This window comes from Arthrobacter paludis (genome assembly GCF_056782315.1).
Genome location: NZ_JBXAEW010000003.1, coordinates 202,282 through 218,818 on the forward strand (window position 1 = coordinate 202,282; position 16,537 = coordinate 218,818).

Genomic DNA, 16,537 nt, shown 5'->3' on the forward strand with positions numbered 1-16,537 from the left:
GTGGTGTCCTTCCTCTCGCGCGGCGGGTCTGCCCCGAACCTACCCCACCGCGCCCCCGCCGCCGGGGCCGGTGGCGGCGGGCCGGTCCGGGTCGGCGCACCACTCGGACCAGGAGCCCGGGTAGAGGGCCGCGCCGAATCCGGCGGCGGCCAGGGCCGCCACCTGGTGCGCAGCGGTGATCCCGGAACCGCAGTAGACGGCGGTGGGTCGCCGGGCGGAAACCCCGGCGGCGGCGAACCGCGCGGCGAGGGCGTCCGGCGCCAGGAAGCGTCCGCCGCCGTCCAGGTTCCCGGCGGTCGGGAGGCTGGCGGCGCCCGGGATGTGCCCGGCGCGCGGGTCCACGGGCTCGTGGTCCCCGCGGTAGCGTTCCGGGGCCCGGGCGTCCAAGAGGATGCCGGCCTCCGGCCAGGCCGCGGCGCCGTCGGCATCCACCACGGGCATGTGTCCCCAGTCCGCGGGCTCCTGCCCGCCTGCCGGCACCGTCCCCGGGCCGGCCTCGAGCCGCCCGCCGGCATCGCGCCATGCGGCGAGTCCGCCGTCGAGCAGCACGGCCGGCACGCCGGCGTGGCGCAGGAGCCACCAGGCGCGCGCCGCGGCCGTGCCGCCGGCGTCGTCGTACGCGACCGCCAGGGCGCCCGGGCGCACGCCCCACCCGGCCGCGGCCGCGGCGAACGCCGCCCGCTCCGGCAGGGGGTGGCGTCCGGTGCCGGGCCCGGGCGGCCCGGCGAGCTCGCGCTCCAGGTCGACGAAGACCGCGCCCGGCAGGTGCCCGGCCAGGTAGTCGCGGTGCCCGTGGGATCGCCGAGGCGCCAGCGCACGTCGAGCAGGACCGTCGGCTCCCCGGCAGCCAGGCGCCGGCGCAGGGCGGCCGCGTCGACGAGCACGTCCTCGCGCGCCACCGTCCGAGCCCGGCTCACCGCCCGCCGGCCTCGGCCGACTCGCCGACCTCGAGCCTGCGGTAGCGCGTCCCGTGCAGGCCGGCGAACCGCTCGACGTGCTTCTCGACGATCGGCAGCCCCTGCTCGTTGAGGAGCCCGTCGTGGATCGGGTGGGCGTGGGCCGCCCGGACCGCGACGACGAAGTCGATCACCTCCGCCGTTTTGGACCAGGGCGCGTGCAGGGGCACGAGCAGCGTGTCCACGTCGGCGCCGTGCGGGACCGTGAACGAGTCGCCGGGGTGGTAGACGCCCTCCACGAGGTAGCCGAGGTTGGGCACGACGGGGATCTCCGGGTGGATCAGGGCGTGCTGCCCGCCGAATGCCCGGACGTCGAAGCCCGCGACGTGCGCGTGGGCACCGGGGCCGATCGCGTGGATGCGGTCGCCGGCGCCGGCCGCAGCCGGGTGCCGGGCGAGCTCGTCCGCGACGGCCGCGGGCGCGTGCAGGTGCAGGCCCGCCGTCCGGGACAGCACGGGCAGCACGGCGTCGGCGTCGATGTGGTCGGGGTGGCCGTGCGTGACCAGGATGGCCTCGGCGCCGGCCAGCGCCGCCCCCGTGTCCGTGAGCGTGCCCGGGTCGATGACGAGGACCCGGCCGCCCCGCTCGAGCCGGACGCAGGAATGGCCGTGTTTCGTGAGCCTCATGGACCCGACCCTACGTCCGGGGAGGCCCGGCCGCCAGCGTCCCGCTGGTAGGCTGGACCACCGGCCGCACGGCGCGGCCGGATCCCGTCGAGCCCGAGGAGCGCCCCGCATGACCGCCCCCGCCAAGCGCGTCACGCGCCAGCGGATTGCCCTGGAGGCCGCGCTGCGCGACATCGACGACTTCGTCACCGCCCAGGAGCTGCACCGCCTGCTCCAGGACCGCGGGGACAAGGTCTCCCTGGCGACGGTCTACCGCATCCTGCAGTCCCTCACCGACGACGGGCTCGTGGACTCCGTGCCGACCGCCGAGGGCGAGGCGTCGTACCGCCGCTGCGAGGCGGAGCACCACCACCACCACCTCGTGTGCCGTCGGTGCGGCAAGGGCGTGGAGGTGGAGGCCCCCGCCGTCGAAACCTGGGCCGCGCGCGTCGCCGCCCAGCACGGGTTCACCGAGCCGACCCACACCGTGGAGATCTACGGACTCTGCCCGGCGTGCTCGGGCACGGGGCTCTGACGCCCCCGCGCTACGCCGCGCCCGCGCGGACGGGGGTTCCGTGCCCGGACCGGCGGCGCTGCCGCCCGACCAGCCGGCACACGAGGTAGATCGCGAACGAGATCGTGGTGACGTAGGGGCTGATCGGCAGCCGCCCCGCGAGGGCCAGGAGGATCCCGCCCACCACGCTGGCCATCGCGAACGCGACGGACAGCGCCACCGTCACGCCCGGGCGGGCGGAGACGCGCAGCGCGGCCGCGGCCGGGGTGATCAGCAGGCTCAGCACGAGCAGCGCCCCCACCACCTGGATCGACAGGGCCACGGCGAGGCCCAACAGCACCATGAAGACCACCGAGAGCCGGCCGGCCGGCACGCCGCGCGCCGCGGCCACGGTGGGGTCGACGCTGACGAACGCCAGCGGCCGCCAGATCGCCACCAGGCCCGCGAGGACGACGGCGGCGCACCCGGCCAGGAGGCCGAGCTGCACGTCGTCGACGGCGACGATCTGCCCCGTGAGCAGGCCGAACTTGTTCGCGCTGCGGCCCTCGTAGAGGGCCAGGAACAGGATGCCGAGGCCCAGCCCGAACGGCATCAGCACGCCGATGATCGAGTTCCGGTCCGTGGCCCGCGAGCCCATCAGGCCCAGCATCAGCGACGCCAGCACGGACCCGAGGAGGGACCCGAACACGACGTTGGCCCCGACCAGCAGCGCGAACGCCGCGCCGGCGAAGCTCAGCTCCGCGATGCCGTGGACGGCGAACGCCATGTTCCGCATCATCACGAAGACGCCGACGAGCCCGCCGACCAGGCCCAGCAGCGCCCCGGCCCAGAGGGAATTGGCCACCAGCGGCAACAGCTCCCCGTAGTTCTCGAACGTGAAGACGGTGTCCAGGATCTCGCGCGTTTCCATCAGGCCTCCCCCGCCTCGTCGTCCCCGTGGTGGTGCTCGAGCGTCTCCGGGATGCCGACGACGACGATCCGCCCGCCGCTGCGGAACACCTCGACGGGCGCCCCGTACAGGTCGCTGAGCACCTCGGACGTCATGACCTCGTCCGGGGTGCCGATGTGGAACCGCCCCCCGGCCAGGTACAGGACGCGGTCGACGTATTGCAGGACGGGGTTGATCTCGTGGGTGACGAAGACGACGGCGGCGCCGCGCTCGGCGGCCTGCCGGTGGATCAGGGCGGAGACGGCCTGCTGGTGGTTCAGGTCCAGGGACAGCAGGGGCTCGTCGCAGAGCAGCAGGCGCGGGTCGTCGGCGAGGGCCTGCGCGGCGCGCAGGCGCTGCTGCTCGCCGCCGGAGAGCAGCCCGACGGGCCGGTCCGCGTAGCCACCGGCGCCCACCAGCTCGAGCAGCTCGTCGACCCGGCGCTCCAGCGCGCGGCGGCCGCGCAGCCGGATGCCCCAGCGGTGCCCATCCAGGCCCAGCGCGACGAGGTCGCGGGCCCGCAACGGCGTGCCCTCCGGCAGCGCCCGCTGCTGCGGGATGGTGCCGATCAGCCGCGACCCGCGCGTGGCGGGCCGGCCGGCGACCTCCACGGTGCCCTCGCTGAGCTCCTGCAGGCCGAGCAGCACGCGGAGCAGCGTCGTCTTGCCGGAGCCGTTGGGGCCGAGGACGGCGAGGAACTCGCCCGGCCGCACGTCCACGTCCAGGCCGTGCCAGAGGCGGCGGTCCCCGAAGGCGAGGCCGGCGTTGCGCAGGCTGACGGCCGGGTGGCTAGCGTCCAAGGGCGGTCTCCAGGGCATCGACGTTGGACCCCATCCAGGACACGTAGTCCTGGCCCTCCGGCAGGGTCTCCGTGAACTCGACGACCGGCACGCCGGCCTCCTCGGCCGAACGGGCGATCGCCTCGGTCTGGGGGCCGGAGGTCTGGGGGTTGAACGCGAGCAGCGCGAGTTCGCTGCCGGCCAGGGCGTCGTTCAGCTCCTTCACGAGGGCGGGCGGGGCGTCCGAGCCGGACTCGATGGCCGCGCTGAACCCCTCCGGGGTCCCGTCCACCAGGCCGGCCTCGACCAGGAGGTAGTAGGGCACGGGTTCGGTCATCGCGAACTTCCGGCCGCCGGCGTCGGCCGCGAGGGCGTCGAGCCGCCCGGCCAGGCCGTCGACCTCCGCCGTGAACTCCGCGGCGTTGGCGTCGAACTCCGCGGCGGCCTCGGGGCGCAGCTCGCCGAGGCGTTCAGCGACCGCTCCGGCCAGGGCGCCCATGGTGTGCACGTCATACCAGACGTGCTCGTTGCCGGCGGCGTGGTCGTGGCCCGCGTGAGCGTCCTCCCCCGCGTGAGCGTCCTCTCCCGTGTGGGCGTCCTCGGGCTGGGCCTCCCCGGGGTGGGACTCCCCGGGGTGGGTCTCCCCGGGGTGGGACTCTGCGGGCCGGGCGTCCCCGCCGTCGCCCGCGTGTCCGGCCTCCGCGTGGTCCACGGCCGCGAGGAGCCGGTCCGGCCCCAGCTCCAGGTCGCCCGCGAGCTGCTCGATGAAGACGTCGTACCCGCCGCCGTTGTAGACGGCCAGGTCGGCCTTGGACAGCGCCAGCTTGTCCTGCGCCGTCGCCTCGTAGGAGTGCGGGTCCTGGGACGTCTTGTCGATGATGGCGTCGACCTCGACCTGGTCCCCGCCCACGGCCTCCACCACGTCGGCGTAGACGCTGGTCGACGCGACCACCTCCAGGGCCCCGCCGTCGTCCTCCTGCCCGCCCGCGGGCGAGCCGCAGGCCGAGGCGGCCACGGCGGTGGCCAGGAGCAGGAGCGGCAGGGCGGGGCGGGGCATGGGGGGCCTTTCGGGGTCGGGGCGGCGGGACGCCGTCGACCATCCTAACCTAAATGCGAATTGTTTTCATTTTCATTCGAGGTGTTGTGGCGCCGCAGCCCGTGCGCCTGCGTCGCGTCCCTGATCTCGCCCACCAGCTGCTCGAGGACGTCCTCCAGGAACAGGATCCCCACGGTGCGCCCGGCGCCGTCGTTGACGCGGGCCAGGTGCGAGCCGGTCCGCTGCATGATCGCGAGGGCGTCCTCGATCTCGTCGTCGGGGCGCAGGTTGGCCAGCGAGCGCAGCCGGGACACCGGAATCGGGTCCCCGTACCGCGACTCCGGGATCACCATGACGTCCTTCAGGTGGAGGTACCCGGCCAGCTCGCCGTCCTCGTCGCGGATGACGAAGCGGGAGAAGCCGGTGCGCCCGACGGCCCGCTCGAACTGCTCGGGCGTGGTGTCGGCCTCCAGCGCCACCAGGTCGGCCACCGGGACCATCGTGTTCGCCGCCGTGTACGCGGAGAACTCCAGCGCCCCGGACAGCAGCCCCGACTCGTCGTCGACCAGCCCGTGCCGCTGCGACTCGGTCACGATCGAGCGCACCTCCTCGAGCGTGAACGACGAGGCAACCTCGTCCTTGGGCTCGACGCGCAGCAGCCGCAGCAGCGCGTTGGCCGACGCGTTGAGCAGCCACACGATCGGGTGCAGCAGCTTGGCCAGGCCCACGAGCGGCGGCGCGAGCAGCATCACCGCGCGGTCGGCGACGGAGACCGAGATGTTCTTCGGGACCATCTCGCCGAACGTCACGTGCAGGAAGGTCACGATGGCCAGCGCCAGCACGAACGCCGACGTGTCCGCGACCCCGGCCGGCACGCCGATGGCCTCGAGGGGCGCGGCGAAGAGGTGGTGGATCGCCGGTTCGGCCACGTTGAGGATCAGCAGCGAACAGACGGTGATGCCCAGCTGGCACACGGCGAGCATCAGGGAGACGTGCTCCATGGCGTAGAGCGCCGTGCGGGCGCCGCGGCGCCCCTGCTCCGCCGCAGGCTCGATTTGGCTGCGCCGGGCCGCCATGACGGCGAACTCCGCGCCGACGAAGAACGCGTTGCCGACCAGCAGCACCACCAGCCACAGGATTCCGGTCCAGTCGCTCACAGGGAGCCCTCCCCCGCCGCCGCGGTCGCCGGCTCGAACCGCAGCCGGTCCACGCGCCGGCCGTCCATGCGTTCCACCACGAGCAGGCCGGCGCCCGTGTCGACGCGGTCGCCGATGACGGGGATCCGGCCGAGCACGGACATGATGTAGCCGCCCACGGTCTCGTAGGCCGCGTCGTCGGGGATGCGCAGCCCCGGCACCTGGTCCCCGACCTCGTCCGGGCGCAGCAGGGCCGGGAAGTACCAGAGCCCGGCCGCGGACTGCAGCACCCCCGGCTGGCGCCGGTCGTGCTCGTCGGCGACCTCGCCCACGATCTCCTCGACGAGGTCCTCGAGCGTGACCATGCCGGCCGTGCCGCCGTACTCGTCGAGCACGATGGCGACCTGCAGGTTGGCCTCGCGCAAGTCCGAGATCAGCAAGTCCAGGTGCACGGTCTCGGGGACGGCAACGACGTCGGAGACGATATTGGCGGCCACGAGCCCCGCCCGCTTGGCGCGCGGGACCGCGACGGCCTTCTTCACGTGGCAGACGCCGATGACGTCGTCAGCGGATTCGCCGATGACGGGGAAGCGCGAGAATCCGGTGCGCCGGGCCCGGTCGATGACGGATTCGAGCGGCTCGTCCGCGTGGACGGTCTGCATGCGGATGCGCGGCGTCATCACGTCCGCAGCGGAGCGCTCCGAGAACCGCAGGGTGCGGGCCAGGAAGATCGCGGTCCCGGTGTCCAGGGTGCCCAACTCGGCCGAGCGGCGCACGAGCGACGCCAGCTCCGCCGGGGTCCGCGCCCCGGAGATCTCCTCCTGCGCCTCCAGGCCGAAGAGGTGCAGGACGCGGTTGGAGAACCCGTTGAGCAGCACGATCGCGGGCCTGAAGACGGCGGTGAACGCCAACTGCGGGCGGGCGAGGGCCCGGCCCAGCGGCAGGGCCCGGGCGATGGCGAGGTTCTTGGGGACCAGCTCGCCGATGAGCATCGACACCAGGGTCGCCAGGACCATGGCGGCCGCGAGGGAGGCGGGGGCCGCGGCGGCCCCCATCCCCGCGGCCTCGAGCACCGGCGTCAGCAGGCGCCCGACCGAGGGCTCCATCACATAGCCGGTCAGCAGCGTGGTGAGCGTGATGCCGAGCTGGCACGAGGACAGCTGGGTCGAGAGCGTCTTCAGGCAGCGCAGGAGGGCCACTGCCCCGTGGTCGCCCTGTTGGACGAGCCGCTGGACGCTGGCCTGGTCCAGCGCGACGAGGGAGAACTCAACGGCGACGAAGAAGCCGGTCCCGAGGATCAAAAGGAATCCGCAGGCCAGCAGCAGCCATTCCATCTACAGCGCCACCGCCAGGTGGGTGCGGACGGGTCTGGAAGGCTCCTGGGGCGCCGGACCGTCGGTCGGACAAGGGCAGAAGGCGCCGGCGCGGCGCCCGGAGGCGGCGGGCCGGCACGGTGAGTGGCTGTCCATAGGAAGGCCCATTCTACCGGATCCGGGCCCGCGGGCATGTCCGGGAACACGCCCGCGGGGGTTGGCCGGGGCCCGGTGCATGTCAGTAGACTGGCCCGTGGTCAAGGAACCGAGTCGCAGTGCCGTCGTGGCTGATCCGGGCACCGGGCGACAGAGGCAATTCAGGGAATGAGGCGTAACCGTGCCAGAACAACCACACCACCGGCTGACCGAGGAATTCGGCGGAAACGAGTGGCTGGTCGACGAGCTGTACCAACAGTTCCTCAAGGACAAGAACTCGGTCGACAAGAAGTGGTGGGACATCTTCGAGTCGTTCGGTGACGGCAAGTCCGCGCCGTCGGCCGAGTCCGGCACGGGCCCGGAGGCGGCACGGCCCGCCCCGCGCGCCGCATCGCAGGCCCGCGTCGTCGACGCGACCTCCGACACGGCCGACGCCTCCGCGGAGAGCACGGCCTCCGACAAGGGCGCCGCGTCCCGCGTGCCCGCCGAGAAGCCGGCGGACCGCGCGCAGGCCGCCCCGGGGCAGAAGGCGCCGGCCCCGAAGGCGGAGTCCGGCAAGGCGGAGCCCAAGGGCGACGCCCCGAAGACGCAGCCGATCCCGGCCCAGCTGCCGAAGTCCGACCGTCCCGCACGGACCGACGAGGACCGCAAGACCCCGCTGCGCGGCCCGGCCAAGGCGATCGCCACCAACATGGAGGCCAGCCTCGAGGTGCCGACGGCGACCACCGTCCGCGCCGTGCCCGCGAAGGCGCTGATCGACAACCGCATCGTCATCAACTCCCACCTCGCGCGCGCCCGCGGCGGCAAGGTCTCCTTCACCCACCTCATCGGCTTCGCCGTCGTCCGCGCCCTGAAGCTGTTCCCCTCCCAGAACGTCACCTACCAGGAGATCGACGGCAAGCCGCACGCCGTCCAGCCGGCCCACGTGAACTTCGGCATCGCCATCGACATGCCGAAGCCCGACGGCTCCCGCTCGCTGGTGGTCCCGAACATCAAGGCCGCGGAGTCCCTGAACTTCTCGGAGTTCTGGAACACCTACGAGGACCTCATCAAGCGGGCCCGCGACAACAAGCTGACCGCGGACGACTACGCCGGCACGACGGTCTCCCTGACGAACCCCGGCGGCATCGGGACGGTCCACTCCGTGCCCCGGCTCTCCAAGGGCCAGGCCACCATCGTGGGCGTCGGCGCCCTCGAGTACCCTGCCGAGTTCCGCGGCGCCAGCGCCAAGACGGTCGCCGCCCAGGGCATCGGCAAGATCATCACGCTGACCTCCACGTACGACCACCGCGTCATCCAGGGCGCCGGTTCCGGGGAGTTCCTGCGGCTTGTCGAGTCGCTGCTGCTCGGCGAGCAGGGCTTCTACGACGAGATCTTCGAGGCGCTGCGCATCCCCTACGAGCCGGTGCGCTGGGTCGTCGACAACCAGGTCGACGTCGAGCTGCAGGTCAACAAGATCGCGCGCATCCAGCAGCTGATCCACGCCTACCGCGTGCGCGGCCACCTGATGGCGGACACGAACCCGCTCGAGTACGTCCAGCGCAAGCACCCGGACCTCGACATCAACACCTACGGGCTCACCCTGTGGGACCTCGACCGCGAGTGGGTGACCGGCGGGTTCGGCGGCGCCCCGCGCCTCACGCTGCGGAAGATCCTGGGCGTCCTGCGCGACGCGTACTGCCGTACGACCGGCATCGAGTACATGCACCTGCAGGACCCGGCCGAGCGCCAGTGGTTCCAGAACGAGCTCGAGCACGAGTACAACAAGCCGACCCGCCAGGAGCAGCTGCGGGTGCTCGGGACGCTCAACGCCGCCGAGGCGTTCGAGACGTTCCTGCAGACGAAGTTCGTCGGCCAGAAGCGCTTCTCCCTCGAGGGCGGCGAGTCCCTGATCCCGCTGCTGGACGCCGTCATCTCCGACGCGGCGGACGAGGGCCTCGACGAGGTGGCCATCGGCATGGCCCACCGCGGCCGGCTCAACGTCCTGACGAACATCGCCGGCAAGACCTACGCGCAGGTCTTCCGCGAGTTCGAGGGCACGCAGGACCCGCGGTCCGTCCAGGGCTCCGGCGACGTCAAGTACCACCTGGGCACCGAGGGCAAGTACACCTCGGAGCACGGCAACGAGACGAAGGTCTACCTGGCCGCGAACCCGTCGCACCTCGAGGCCGTCAACCCGGTGCTCGAGGGCATCGTCCGCGCCAAGCAGGACCGCCTGGACCGCGGGGACGAGGGCTTCGACGTCCTGCCGATCCTGGTCCACGGCGACGCCGCGTTCGCCGGACAGGGCGTCGTGGCCGAGACGCTGAACCTCTCGCAGCTGCGCGGCTACCGCACGGGCGGCTCGATCCACATCGTCGTGAACAACCAGGTGGGCTTCACCACCGCGCCGACCGCGTCCCGGTCCTCCGTCTACTCGACGGACGTGGCCAAGATGGTCCAGGCCCCGGTGTTCCACGTCAACGGCGACGACCCCGAGGCCGTCGTCCGCGTGGCCCAGTTCGCCTTCAAGTACCGCCAGATGTTCCACAAGGACGTCGTGATCGACCTCGTCTGCTACCGCCGCCGCGGCCACAACGAGGGCGACGACCCGTCGATGACGCAGCCGATGATGTACAACCTCATCGAGGCGAAGCGCTCGACCCGCAAGCTCTACACGGAGGCGCTGGTCGGCCGCGGGGACATCACGCAGGACGAGGCGGACCAGGCCCTGCGCGACTACCAGGAGCGGCTGGAGCGCGTTTTCTCCGAGACCCACGCCGCCCAGACGTCGCCGATCCCCGTCATCTCGTCGGACGGCACCGTCAACGACCTCGAGCTGCCGGGCAGCCAGGTCGCGGACGACGCGACGCCGTCTCGCACTGACACGACCGTGACGGCGGAGACGCTCGCCCGGATCGGCGCCGCGCACCTGGAGATCCCGGAGGAGTTCACGGTCCACCCGAAGCTCAAGGCCCTCCTGGAGCGCCGCGAGAAGATGGCCCGCGAGGGCGGCATCGATTGGGGCTTCGCGGAGCTGGCGGCGTTCGGCTCGCTGATGATGGAGGGGGTCCCCGTCCGCCTGGCCGGCCAGGACTCCCGCCGCGGCACCTTCGTGCAGCGCCACGCGGTCTTCCACGACCGCGCCACCGGCGACGAGTGGAACCCGCTGCAGCACCTGTCCGAGGACCAGGCGAAGTTCTGGATCTACGACTCGCTGCTCTCCGAGTACGCGGCCCTGGGCTTCGAGTACGGCTACTCGGTGGAGCGCCCCGACGCGCTCGTGCTGTGGGAGGCCCAGTTCGGCGACTTCGTCAACGGGGCGCAGATCGTCATCGACGAGTTCATCTCCTCCGCCGAGCAGAAGTGGGGCCAGCGCTCGTCGCTGGTCATGCTGCTGCCGCACGGCTACGAGGGGCAGGGCCCCGACCACTCGTCCGCGCGGATCGAGCGGTTCCTGCAGCTGTGCGCCGAGGACAACCTGGTCGTCGCCAACCCGACGACGGGCGCCAACCACTTCCACCTGCTGCGCCGGCAGGCGAAGGCCCGCCCGCGCCGCCCGCTCGTGGTGTTCACGCCGAAGCAGCTGCTGCGCCTCAAGGCGGCCGCCAGCCCGGTCGAGGCGTTCACCCAGGGCGGCTTCCAGGAGGTCATCCCGGACACGCAGAAGCTGGACGGCAAGCGCGTCGAGCGCGTGATCCTGGTCTCCGGGCGCCTCTACTACGACCTGGAGAAGGCCCGCCAGAAGGCCGAGGACGACAAGGTCGCGATCCTCCGCGTCGAGCAGCTCTACCCGCTCCCGACCGAGCGGATCAAGAAGGAGCTGGCGAAGTACCCGAACGCCGCGCTCGTGTGGGCCCAGGACGAGCCCGGCAACCAGGGACCGTGGCCGTTCATCGGCATCAACCTCGCCCCGGAGCTGGACCGCCCGCTGACCCTGGCGTCGCGCCACGCGTCCGCGGCCACGTCGACCGGATCGCACAAGCGCCACGAGGTCGAGCAGGCCCAGCTGCTGCAGGAGGCATTCCGCCGCGGCTAGGCCGGCAGACGCACCCCAGGAGGGCGGGACCACGGTCCCGCCCTCCGCATTTCCGGGCTGTTAGTGTGGCCCCCAGCAGTCAGAAAGGTCTTCCGTGGAACAACGCATCATCCGCCTGGCCGCGATCGGCAACGAGCTGCTCGCCGGCCATGGCGACCCGCGCGCCTTGGGCTGGTACGGGCGCGTTCTGGCCCGCACGCCGAACGACGCCGCGCGCGTCGAGAGCTACATGCTTGCCGCCCCGTCCGAGGGCACCGAGTCCCTGGCCCAGCGCTGGCTGGAGGAGGCCGGCCGGCGATTCGGGGACGGGTGCGACAACCGCTTGGTCGTCGCGCTCTCCGACGCCGACCTCGACCTGGGGCTCTCCACGGCGCGCAGCCGGCTGAACCTGGCCAACATCCTGGACGCCGCGTCGCAGATGAGCATCAAGGCCCTCGTCGTCGGGCCGACGCCCGGCCTGGACGCGGAGCGCAACGCCCGCCTCGCGGACCTCTCGGCCGCCTACGGAGACGTCGCCTCGCGGCGCCACCACGCGTTCGTGGACACGTTTACCCCGCTGCAGCACCACGAGCAGTGGCGCAGCGACCTGGCGGCGAACGGCGGCCTGCCCGGCCAGGCCGGGCACGGGCTCATCGCGTGGCTCGTGCTGCACCGCGGCTGGTACCGCTGGCTTGAGCTCCCGGAGCCCGCGGCGTCCTGACCCGGTTCACCGGGATTCACCGCACCCGACGCGGGTGTGGGAGACTGGTGGGCGGTCCATTCGTTCGACAGTGAGGAGACAGCCATGAGCAAGCGTGCACGCAAGCGCCGTGACCGCAAGCGCGGCGGGGCGAACCACGGCAAGCGCCCCAACACCTAAAGGCCACGGCCGACAACGCGAAGGGCACGCCCACCGGGCGTGCCCTTCCGCGTCTCTGCCAGGACCGCACCGCGGGGCCGAGTCCCGCGGTCCCGCGCGGGCTAGCGGTGCACCGTCTCCACCCGGATCTCGCTGATCCGCGTCATGATGCGCGCCTTCAGCGCGTCAGGGGCCGACTCCCGGCAGCTGCGCCGCACGACCGAGCGGATGATGCACTCGAGGTCGTACTCGTGGGCGCACTCGCGGCACCCCTCGAGGTGGGCCTTGACGTCGTTGAGGTCCTGGAGCGTCAACGCCCCGTCCAGGTACTCGTACAGCCGGACGATGCGGTCGTCGTCGCAGTCGCCCAGCGAATGGCAGTCGCCCATTAGTCCATCTCCCGTCCGGCCCCCTGGCCGCTTGTCGTCTTGCCGCCGCGCTCCGCCGCATAGTCGGCCAGCAGCTCCCGCAGTTGCTTGCGGCCCCGGTGCAGGCGGGACATCACGGTCCCCATGGGGATGCCGAGGATCCCGGCCGTCTCCTTGTAGGAGAACCCCTCCACGTCCACGAAGTAGACCGCCAACCGGAACTCCTCGGGGATGGCCTGCAGCGCGCTCTTGACGTCGGAGTCGGGCAGGTGGTCGAGCGCCTCGGTCTCCGCCGAGCGCAGTCCCGCCGGCGAGTGCTCGGCCGCCCGGGCCATCTGCCAGTCCTCGACCGTGTCCGTGTTCGTCCGCTGCGGCTCGCGCTGGCGCTTGCGGTAGAGGTTGATGTACGTGTTCGTCAGGATCCGGTACAGCCACGCCTTGAGGTTGGTCCCCGGCTTGTACTGGTGGAACGCGGAGTAGGCCTTCGTGTAGGCCTCCTGGACGAGGTCCTCGGCGTCCGCGGGGTTCCGGGCCATGCGCATGGCCGCCGAATACAGCTGGTCCACGTACTGCAGGGCCTCGCGCTCGAACCGCGCGCGGCGCTCGGCGTCGCTCTCGGCGCCGTCCGGCACGGGTTCGTTCGTCTGCTGGCTCTCGGTCATCGCGGCCCAGTCTACGCGGGAGAGGGCCGCCTGCCGCGGCTCGACGGCACACGCCACACCGGCCATCGGCGCCTCCCTTCCGCTTCGCGCGCAACCCCGGGACCGCCGCACGCGCGGCGTCCTCTGTGCCCGTTCCAACGCCGGGCGCACGGGCCCTATTCCCCCGGGCCCCCGGGCCCGCCGCCGTTCCCCTGCACCGAAAAGGTGCAAGACTAGGGGCAGCGAACCGCTACCGACGACACGGAGGTCCCCCATGTCACCCGTCCGCCTGCTCGCCCGCCCGCTCCTCGCCTCCAACTTCATCTGGTCCGGGGTCGAGCGCCTCCGCCGCCCCGTCCAGGCCGCCGAGTCCCTGCGGCCCGGCCTGGAGCGGCTCGAGCGCCGGATCCCGCAGGTGCGCGACGCGGCCATCGACGCCACGCTCCTCGCCCGGGTCCTCGGCGGCGTCCAGGTCGGCGCGGGCGTGCTCTTCGCGACCGGCAAGATGCCCCGGCTGGCCGCGGCCCTGCTCGTCGGGACGACCGCCGTAGACGCCGTCGTCGGCCGCCACGGGCAGAACACGGCAGCGGAGTGGACCAAGCAGGCCTCCCTGGCCGGCGGGGTCCTGCTCGCCAGCGTCGACACCGCGGGCAGCCCGTCCCTGGCGTGGCGCGCCCAGCACCTCGTGCACGACGCCCGCAAGCAACTGGAGCGCACCAACAAGGACGTCTCCCAGGCCGTCCGCAGCACGGCCCACGAGGCCCGGGATGCCGCGCGCGACGCGCGGAAGGCCGCCGGCGGGGTGATCGGCCACTAGGCCCGCCCGATGCCTCACCCCACTTCCGCCTGGCCGGCCCCCCGCGCGACCCGCCCGGTGGACGCCACCGTGCGCGTCCCCGCCTCCAAGTCACTCACCAACCGCTACCTGGTCCTCGCCGCGCTGGCCGACGGGCCGTCCCTGCTGCGCTCCCCCCTGCATTCGCGGGACTCGGCGCTGATGGTCCGCGCGCTCGAGGCGCTCGGCGCGCGGATCGAGCGCGTCCCCGGCGACGGGCCGTTCGGCGACGACCTGCGCGTGCACCCGCTCGGCGCGCCCGGGGCCCCGGCCGAGCGCGCGGTCGACTGCGGGCTGGCGGGCACGGTCATGCGCTTCGTGCCGCCCCTCGCGGCCCTAGCGGCGGGGGCGACGGCGTTCGACGGCGACCCCGCCGCCCGGGAGCGTCCCATGGGCCCCGTCGTCGACGCGCTGCGCGGGCTCGGGGTCCGGGTGGACGACGGTGGGTCCGGCCGCCTGCCCTTCACGGTCCACGGGACCGGTCGCGTGCCCGGCGGGGAGCTGGCCATCGACGCCTCGGGCTCGTCGCAGTTCGTCTCGGCCCTGCTCCTGGCCGCCCCGCGTTTCGACGAGGGGCTCGACCTGCGCCACGAGGGCCCGTCGGTCCCGAGCCTGGACCACATCAGGATGACCGTGGAGGTCCTGCGCGCCGCGGGAGTGGCGGTCGACGACTCGGTGCCGGGCCGCTGGCGCGTCTCGCCCGGCCCGATCGCCGCCTTCGACGTGCGCGTCGAGCCGGACCTGTCCAATGCCGGCCCGTTCCTGGCCGCGGCCCTCGCCACGGGCGGCACGGTCCGGATCCCGGACTGGCCCGAGCGGACCACGCAGGTCGGCGACCAGTGGCGCAGCATCCTGGCGCGGATGGGAGCGGACGTCGCCCTCGAGGACGGGACGCTGACCGTGCGCGGCGGCCCGGCGATCCGGGCGATCGACCTGGCGGACTCCTCGGAGCTGGCCCCCACGGCCGCCGCGCTGTGCGCGCTGGCCGACGGCCCGTCCCGACTGAGCGGCATCGCCCATCTGCGTGGGCACGAGACCGACCGGCTCGCGGCGCTGGTCGCGGAGATCAACCGGCTCGGCGGGGACGCGGAGGAGACCGACGACGGCCTGGTCGTCCGGCCCCGCCCGCTGCACGGCGGCGTGTTCCGCAGCTACGCGGACCACCGCATGGCCACGGCCGGGGCGATCATCGGGCTGGCGGTCGAGGGCGTCGCCGTCGAGGACATCGCCACCACGGCCAAGACGATGCCCGAGTTCCCCGACCTCTGGACCGCCCTGGCCGCGACGGCCGGCGCCGTCTAGGGCCCGCGATGGCACGCGACCCCCGCTCCTGGGACGAGGCGGACGTCCGCATCCGCCCCAACAAGCGCGGATCCCGCCCCCGGACCAAGGACCGCCCCGCCCACGAGGACGCCGTCCCCGCCCGGGTCATCACCGTCGACCGGGGCCGGTACACGGTGATCGTCGACGAGGACCTGGCCTCCGAGCGCCTCGTCGTCGCCGCCCGGGCGCGCGAGCTGCGCCGCTCCCCCGTGGTCCCCGGCGACCGGGTCGGGCTGGTCGGCGACACGAGCGGCTCCCCCGGCTCCCTGGCGCGGCTGGTGCGCATCGAGGACCGCACGACGGTGCTGCGCCGCAGCGCCGACGACACGGACCCGGTGGAACGCGTCGTCGTCGCCAACGCGGACCGGCTGGTCATCGTCGTGGCCGCGGCGAACCCGGAGCCGCGCACCGGCTTCATCGACCGCGCCCTCGTGGCGGCCTACGACTCCGGCATCGATCCCCTCCTCTGCGTCACGAAGGCCGACGTCCGCGACCCCGGGCCGCTGCTGGAGGCCTACCGGCACCTCGACCTGGAGACCGTCGTCAGCCGCACGGCCGGCGCCGGCTCCGGGGGCATCGACGCGCGCTCCGCGGACGGCACCTCCGCGAGCCTGGACCCGGACGCCGTCGAGCGCCTGCGCGGGCTGCTGGACGGCCGGACCAGCGTCGCGCTGGGGCCCTCCGGCGTCGGGAAGTCCACGCTCGTCAACGCCCTCACGGGGGCCCAGCGGGCCACGGGCGGGGTCAACGCGGTGACGGGCCGCGGCCGGCACACGTCCTCCTCCGCCGTCGCGCTGCGCGTGGCGGACGCCGGACCCGGGACGTGGATCATCGACACGCCCGGGATCCGCTCCTTCGGGCTGGCCCACGTGGACCCGTCGCGGATCATCGAGGCGTTCGACGACCTCGGCCCGGGGATCGCCGACTGCCCGCGCGGCTGCACGCACCGCGCCGGGGAACCGGGGTGCGCGCTGGACGCGTGGGCGGCCCGCGGCGGCCCCACCGTCCAGGCGCGGCTCGCCTCCCTGCGCCGGCTGCTGGGCGCCGAGGAGAGCGGGGACGCCAAGGAGCTCGGCGCGGTCTAGCCGGCG

Annotated in this window: 16 protein-coding genes; 7 read left to right on the forward strand and 9 right to left on the reverse strand. The window is 73.4% G+C overall.

Annotation, left to right across the window (positions count from 1 at the left end; genetic code table 11):
• Positions 1-39: 39 nt before the first annotated feature.
• Positions 40-813, reverse strand: a complete 774-nt coding sequence (locus AC1Q5D_RS03750) for a sulfurtransferase (protein WP_481737313.1) — start codon at positions 811-813, stop codon at positions 40-42.
• Positions 814-913: 100 nt separating this feature from the next.
• A complete protein-coding gene (locus AC1Q5D_RS03755) occupies positions 914-1,582 on the reverse strand; it encodes an MBL fold metallo-hydrolase (RefSeq protein WP_481737226.1) in 669 nt (222 codons plus the stop codon).
• A gap of 109 nt (positions 1,583-1,691) precedes the next feature.
• On the opposite strand from AC1Q5D_RS03755, the gene AC1Q5D_RS03760 reads away from it, so the two are divergent.
• A complete protein-coding gene (locus AC1Q5D_RS03760; RefSeq protein WP_481737227.1) occupies positions 1,692-2,096 on the forward strand; it encodes a Fur family transcriptional regulator in 405 nt (134 codons plus the stop codon).
• A 10-nt stretch (positions 2,097-2,106) separates the two neighbouring features.
• Here the strand turns inward: AC1Q5D_RS03760 and AC1Q5D_RS03765 are convergent, their stop codons facing one another.
• Genes AC1Q5D_RS03765 through AC1Q5D_RS03785 form a run of 5 tightly spaced genes read right to left on the reverse strand, consistent with a single transcriptional unit; the run spans position 2,107 to position 7,288 of the window.
• Positions 2,107-2,985, reverse strand: a complete 879-nt coding sequence (locus tag AC1Q5D_RS03765; protein WP_481737228.1) for a metal ABC transporter permease — start codon at positions 2,983-2,985, stop codon at positions 2,107-2,109.
• Entirely contained in the window at positions 2,985-3,821 is an 837-nt protein-coding gene (locus AC1Q5D_RS03770; protein WP_481737229.1) for a metal ABC transporter ATP-binding protein, read from the reverse strand. Before AC1Q5D_RS03770 ends, AC1Q5D_RS03765 begins: the two co-directional genes overlap by 1 nt.
• Positions 3,793-4,839: a metal ABC transporter solute-binding protein, Zn/Mn family gene (locus tag AC1Q5D_RS03775; RefSeq protein WP_481737230.1), complete on the reverse strand. Its 1,047-nt coding sequence runs from the start codon at positions 4,837-4,839 to the stop codon at positions 3,793-3,795. The genes AC1Q5D_RS03770 and AC1Q5D_RS03775 overlap by 29 nt, the downstream gene beginning before the upstream one ends.
• 44 nt (positions 4,840-4,883) lie before the next feature.
• Positions 4,884-5,975, reverse strand: coding sequence for a hemolysin family protein (locus AC1Q5D_RS03780; protein ID WP_481737231.1), 1,092 nt, complete (start codon positions 5,973-5,975; stop codon positions 4,884-4,886).
• Positions 5,972-7,288 carry a hemolysin family protein gene (locus AC1Q5D_RS03785; RefSeq protein WP_481737232.1) on the reverse strand — a complete coding sequence of 439 codons (1,317 nt, stop codon included), beginning with the start codon at positions 7,286-7,288 and terminating at the stop codon, positions 5,972-5,974. The genes AC1Q5D_RS03780 and AC1Q5D_RS03785 overlap by 4 nt, the downstream gene beginning before the upstream one ends.
• A gap of 316 nt (positions 7,289-7,604) precedes the next feature.
• Here AC1Q5D_RS03785 and AC1Q5D_RS03790 point away from each other — a divergent pair, with 316 nt between their 5' ends.
• The 3 genes from AC1Q5D_RS03790 to AC1Q5D_RS03800 all read left to right on the forward strand — a co-directional run bounded on the left by AC1Q5D_RS03790 (position 7,605) and on the right by AC1Q5D_RS03800 (position 12,300).
• Positions 7,605-11,441: a multifunctional oxoglutarate decarboxylase/oxoglutarate dehydrogenase thiamine pyrophosphate-binding subunit/dihydrolipoyllysine-residue succinyltransferase subunit gene (locus AC1Q5D_RS03790; RefSeq protein WP_481737233.1), complete on the forward strand. Its 3,837-nt coding sequence runs from the start codon at positions 7,605-7,607 to the stop codon at positions 11,439-11,441.
• Positions 11,442-11,535: 94 nt separating this feature from the next.
• Entirely contained in the window at positions 11,536-12,141 is a 606-nt protein-coding gene (locus AC1Q5D_RS03795) for a GDSL-type esterase/lipase family protein (protein WP_481737234.1), read from the forward strand.
• An 84-nt stretch (positions 12,142-12,225) separates the two neighbouring features.
• Complete coding sequence (locus tag AC1Q5D_RS03800; protein WP_369299106.1) at positions 12,226-12,300, forward strand: 50S ribosomal protein bL37; 75 nt, start codon at positions 12,226-12,228, stop codon at positions 12,298-12,300.
• A 101-nt stretch (positions 12,301-12,401) separates the two neighbouring features.
• Here the strand turns inward: AC1Q5D_RS03800 and rsrA are convergent, their stop codons facing one another.
• Both rsrA and AC1Q5D_RS03810 read right to left on the reverse strand, forming a co-directional pair.
• Positions 12,402-12,668: a mycothiol system anti-sigma-R factor gene (rsrA, locus tag AC1Q5D_RS03805; RefSeq protein ID WP_481737235.1), complete on the reverse strand. Its 267-nt coding sequence runs from the start codon at positions 12,666-12,668 to the stop codon at positions 12,402-12,404.
• A complete protein-coding gene (locus tag AC1Q5D_RS03810; protein ID WP_481737236.1) occupies positions 12,668-13,309 on the reverse strand; it encodes a sigma-70 family RNA polymerase sigma factor in 642 nt (213 codons plus the stop codon). Before AC1Q5D_RS03810 ends, rsrA begins: the two co-directional genes overlap by 1 nt.
• A gap of 253 nt (positions 13,310-13,562) precedes the next feature.
• Here AC1Q5D_RS03810 and AC1Q5D_RS03815 point away from each other — a divergent pair, with 253 nt between their 5' ends.
• Genes AC1Q5D_RS03815 through rsgA form a run of 3 tightly spaced genes read left to right on the forward strand, consistent with a single transcriptional unit; the run spans position 13,563 to position 16,531 of the window.
• Positions 13,563-14,105 carry a DoxX family protein gene (locus AC1Q5D_RS03815; protein ID WP_481737237.1) on the forward strand — a complete coding sequence of 181 codons (543 nt, stop codon included), beginning with the start codon at positions 13,563-13,565 and terminating at the stop codon, positions 14,103-14,105.
• A gap of 9 nt (positions 14,106-14,114) precedes the next feature.
• Entirely contained in the window at positions 14,115-15,425 is a 1,311-nt protein-coding gene (gene aroA, locus AC1Q5D_RS03820; protein WP_481737238.1) for a 3-phosphoshikimate 1-carboxyvinyltransferase, read from the forward strand.
• A gap of 8 nt (positions 15,426-15,433) precedes the next feature.
• Positions 15,434-16,531, forward strand: a complete 1,098-nt coding sequence (rsgA, locus tag AC1Q5D_RS03825) for a ribosome small subunit-dependent GTPase A (protein WP_481737239.1) — start codon at positions 15,434-15,436, stop codon at positions 16,529-16,531.
• Positions 16,532-16,537: the final 6 nt, after the last annotated feature.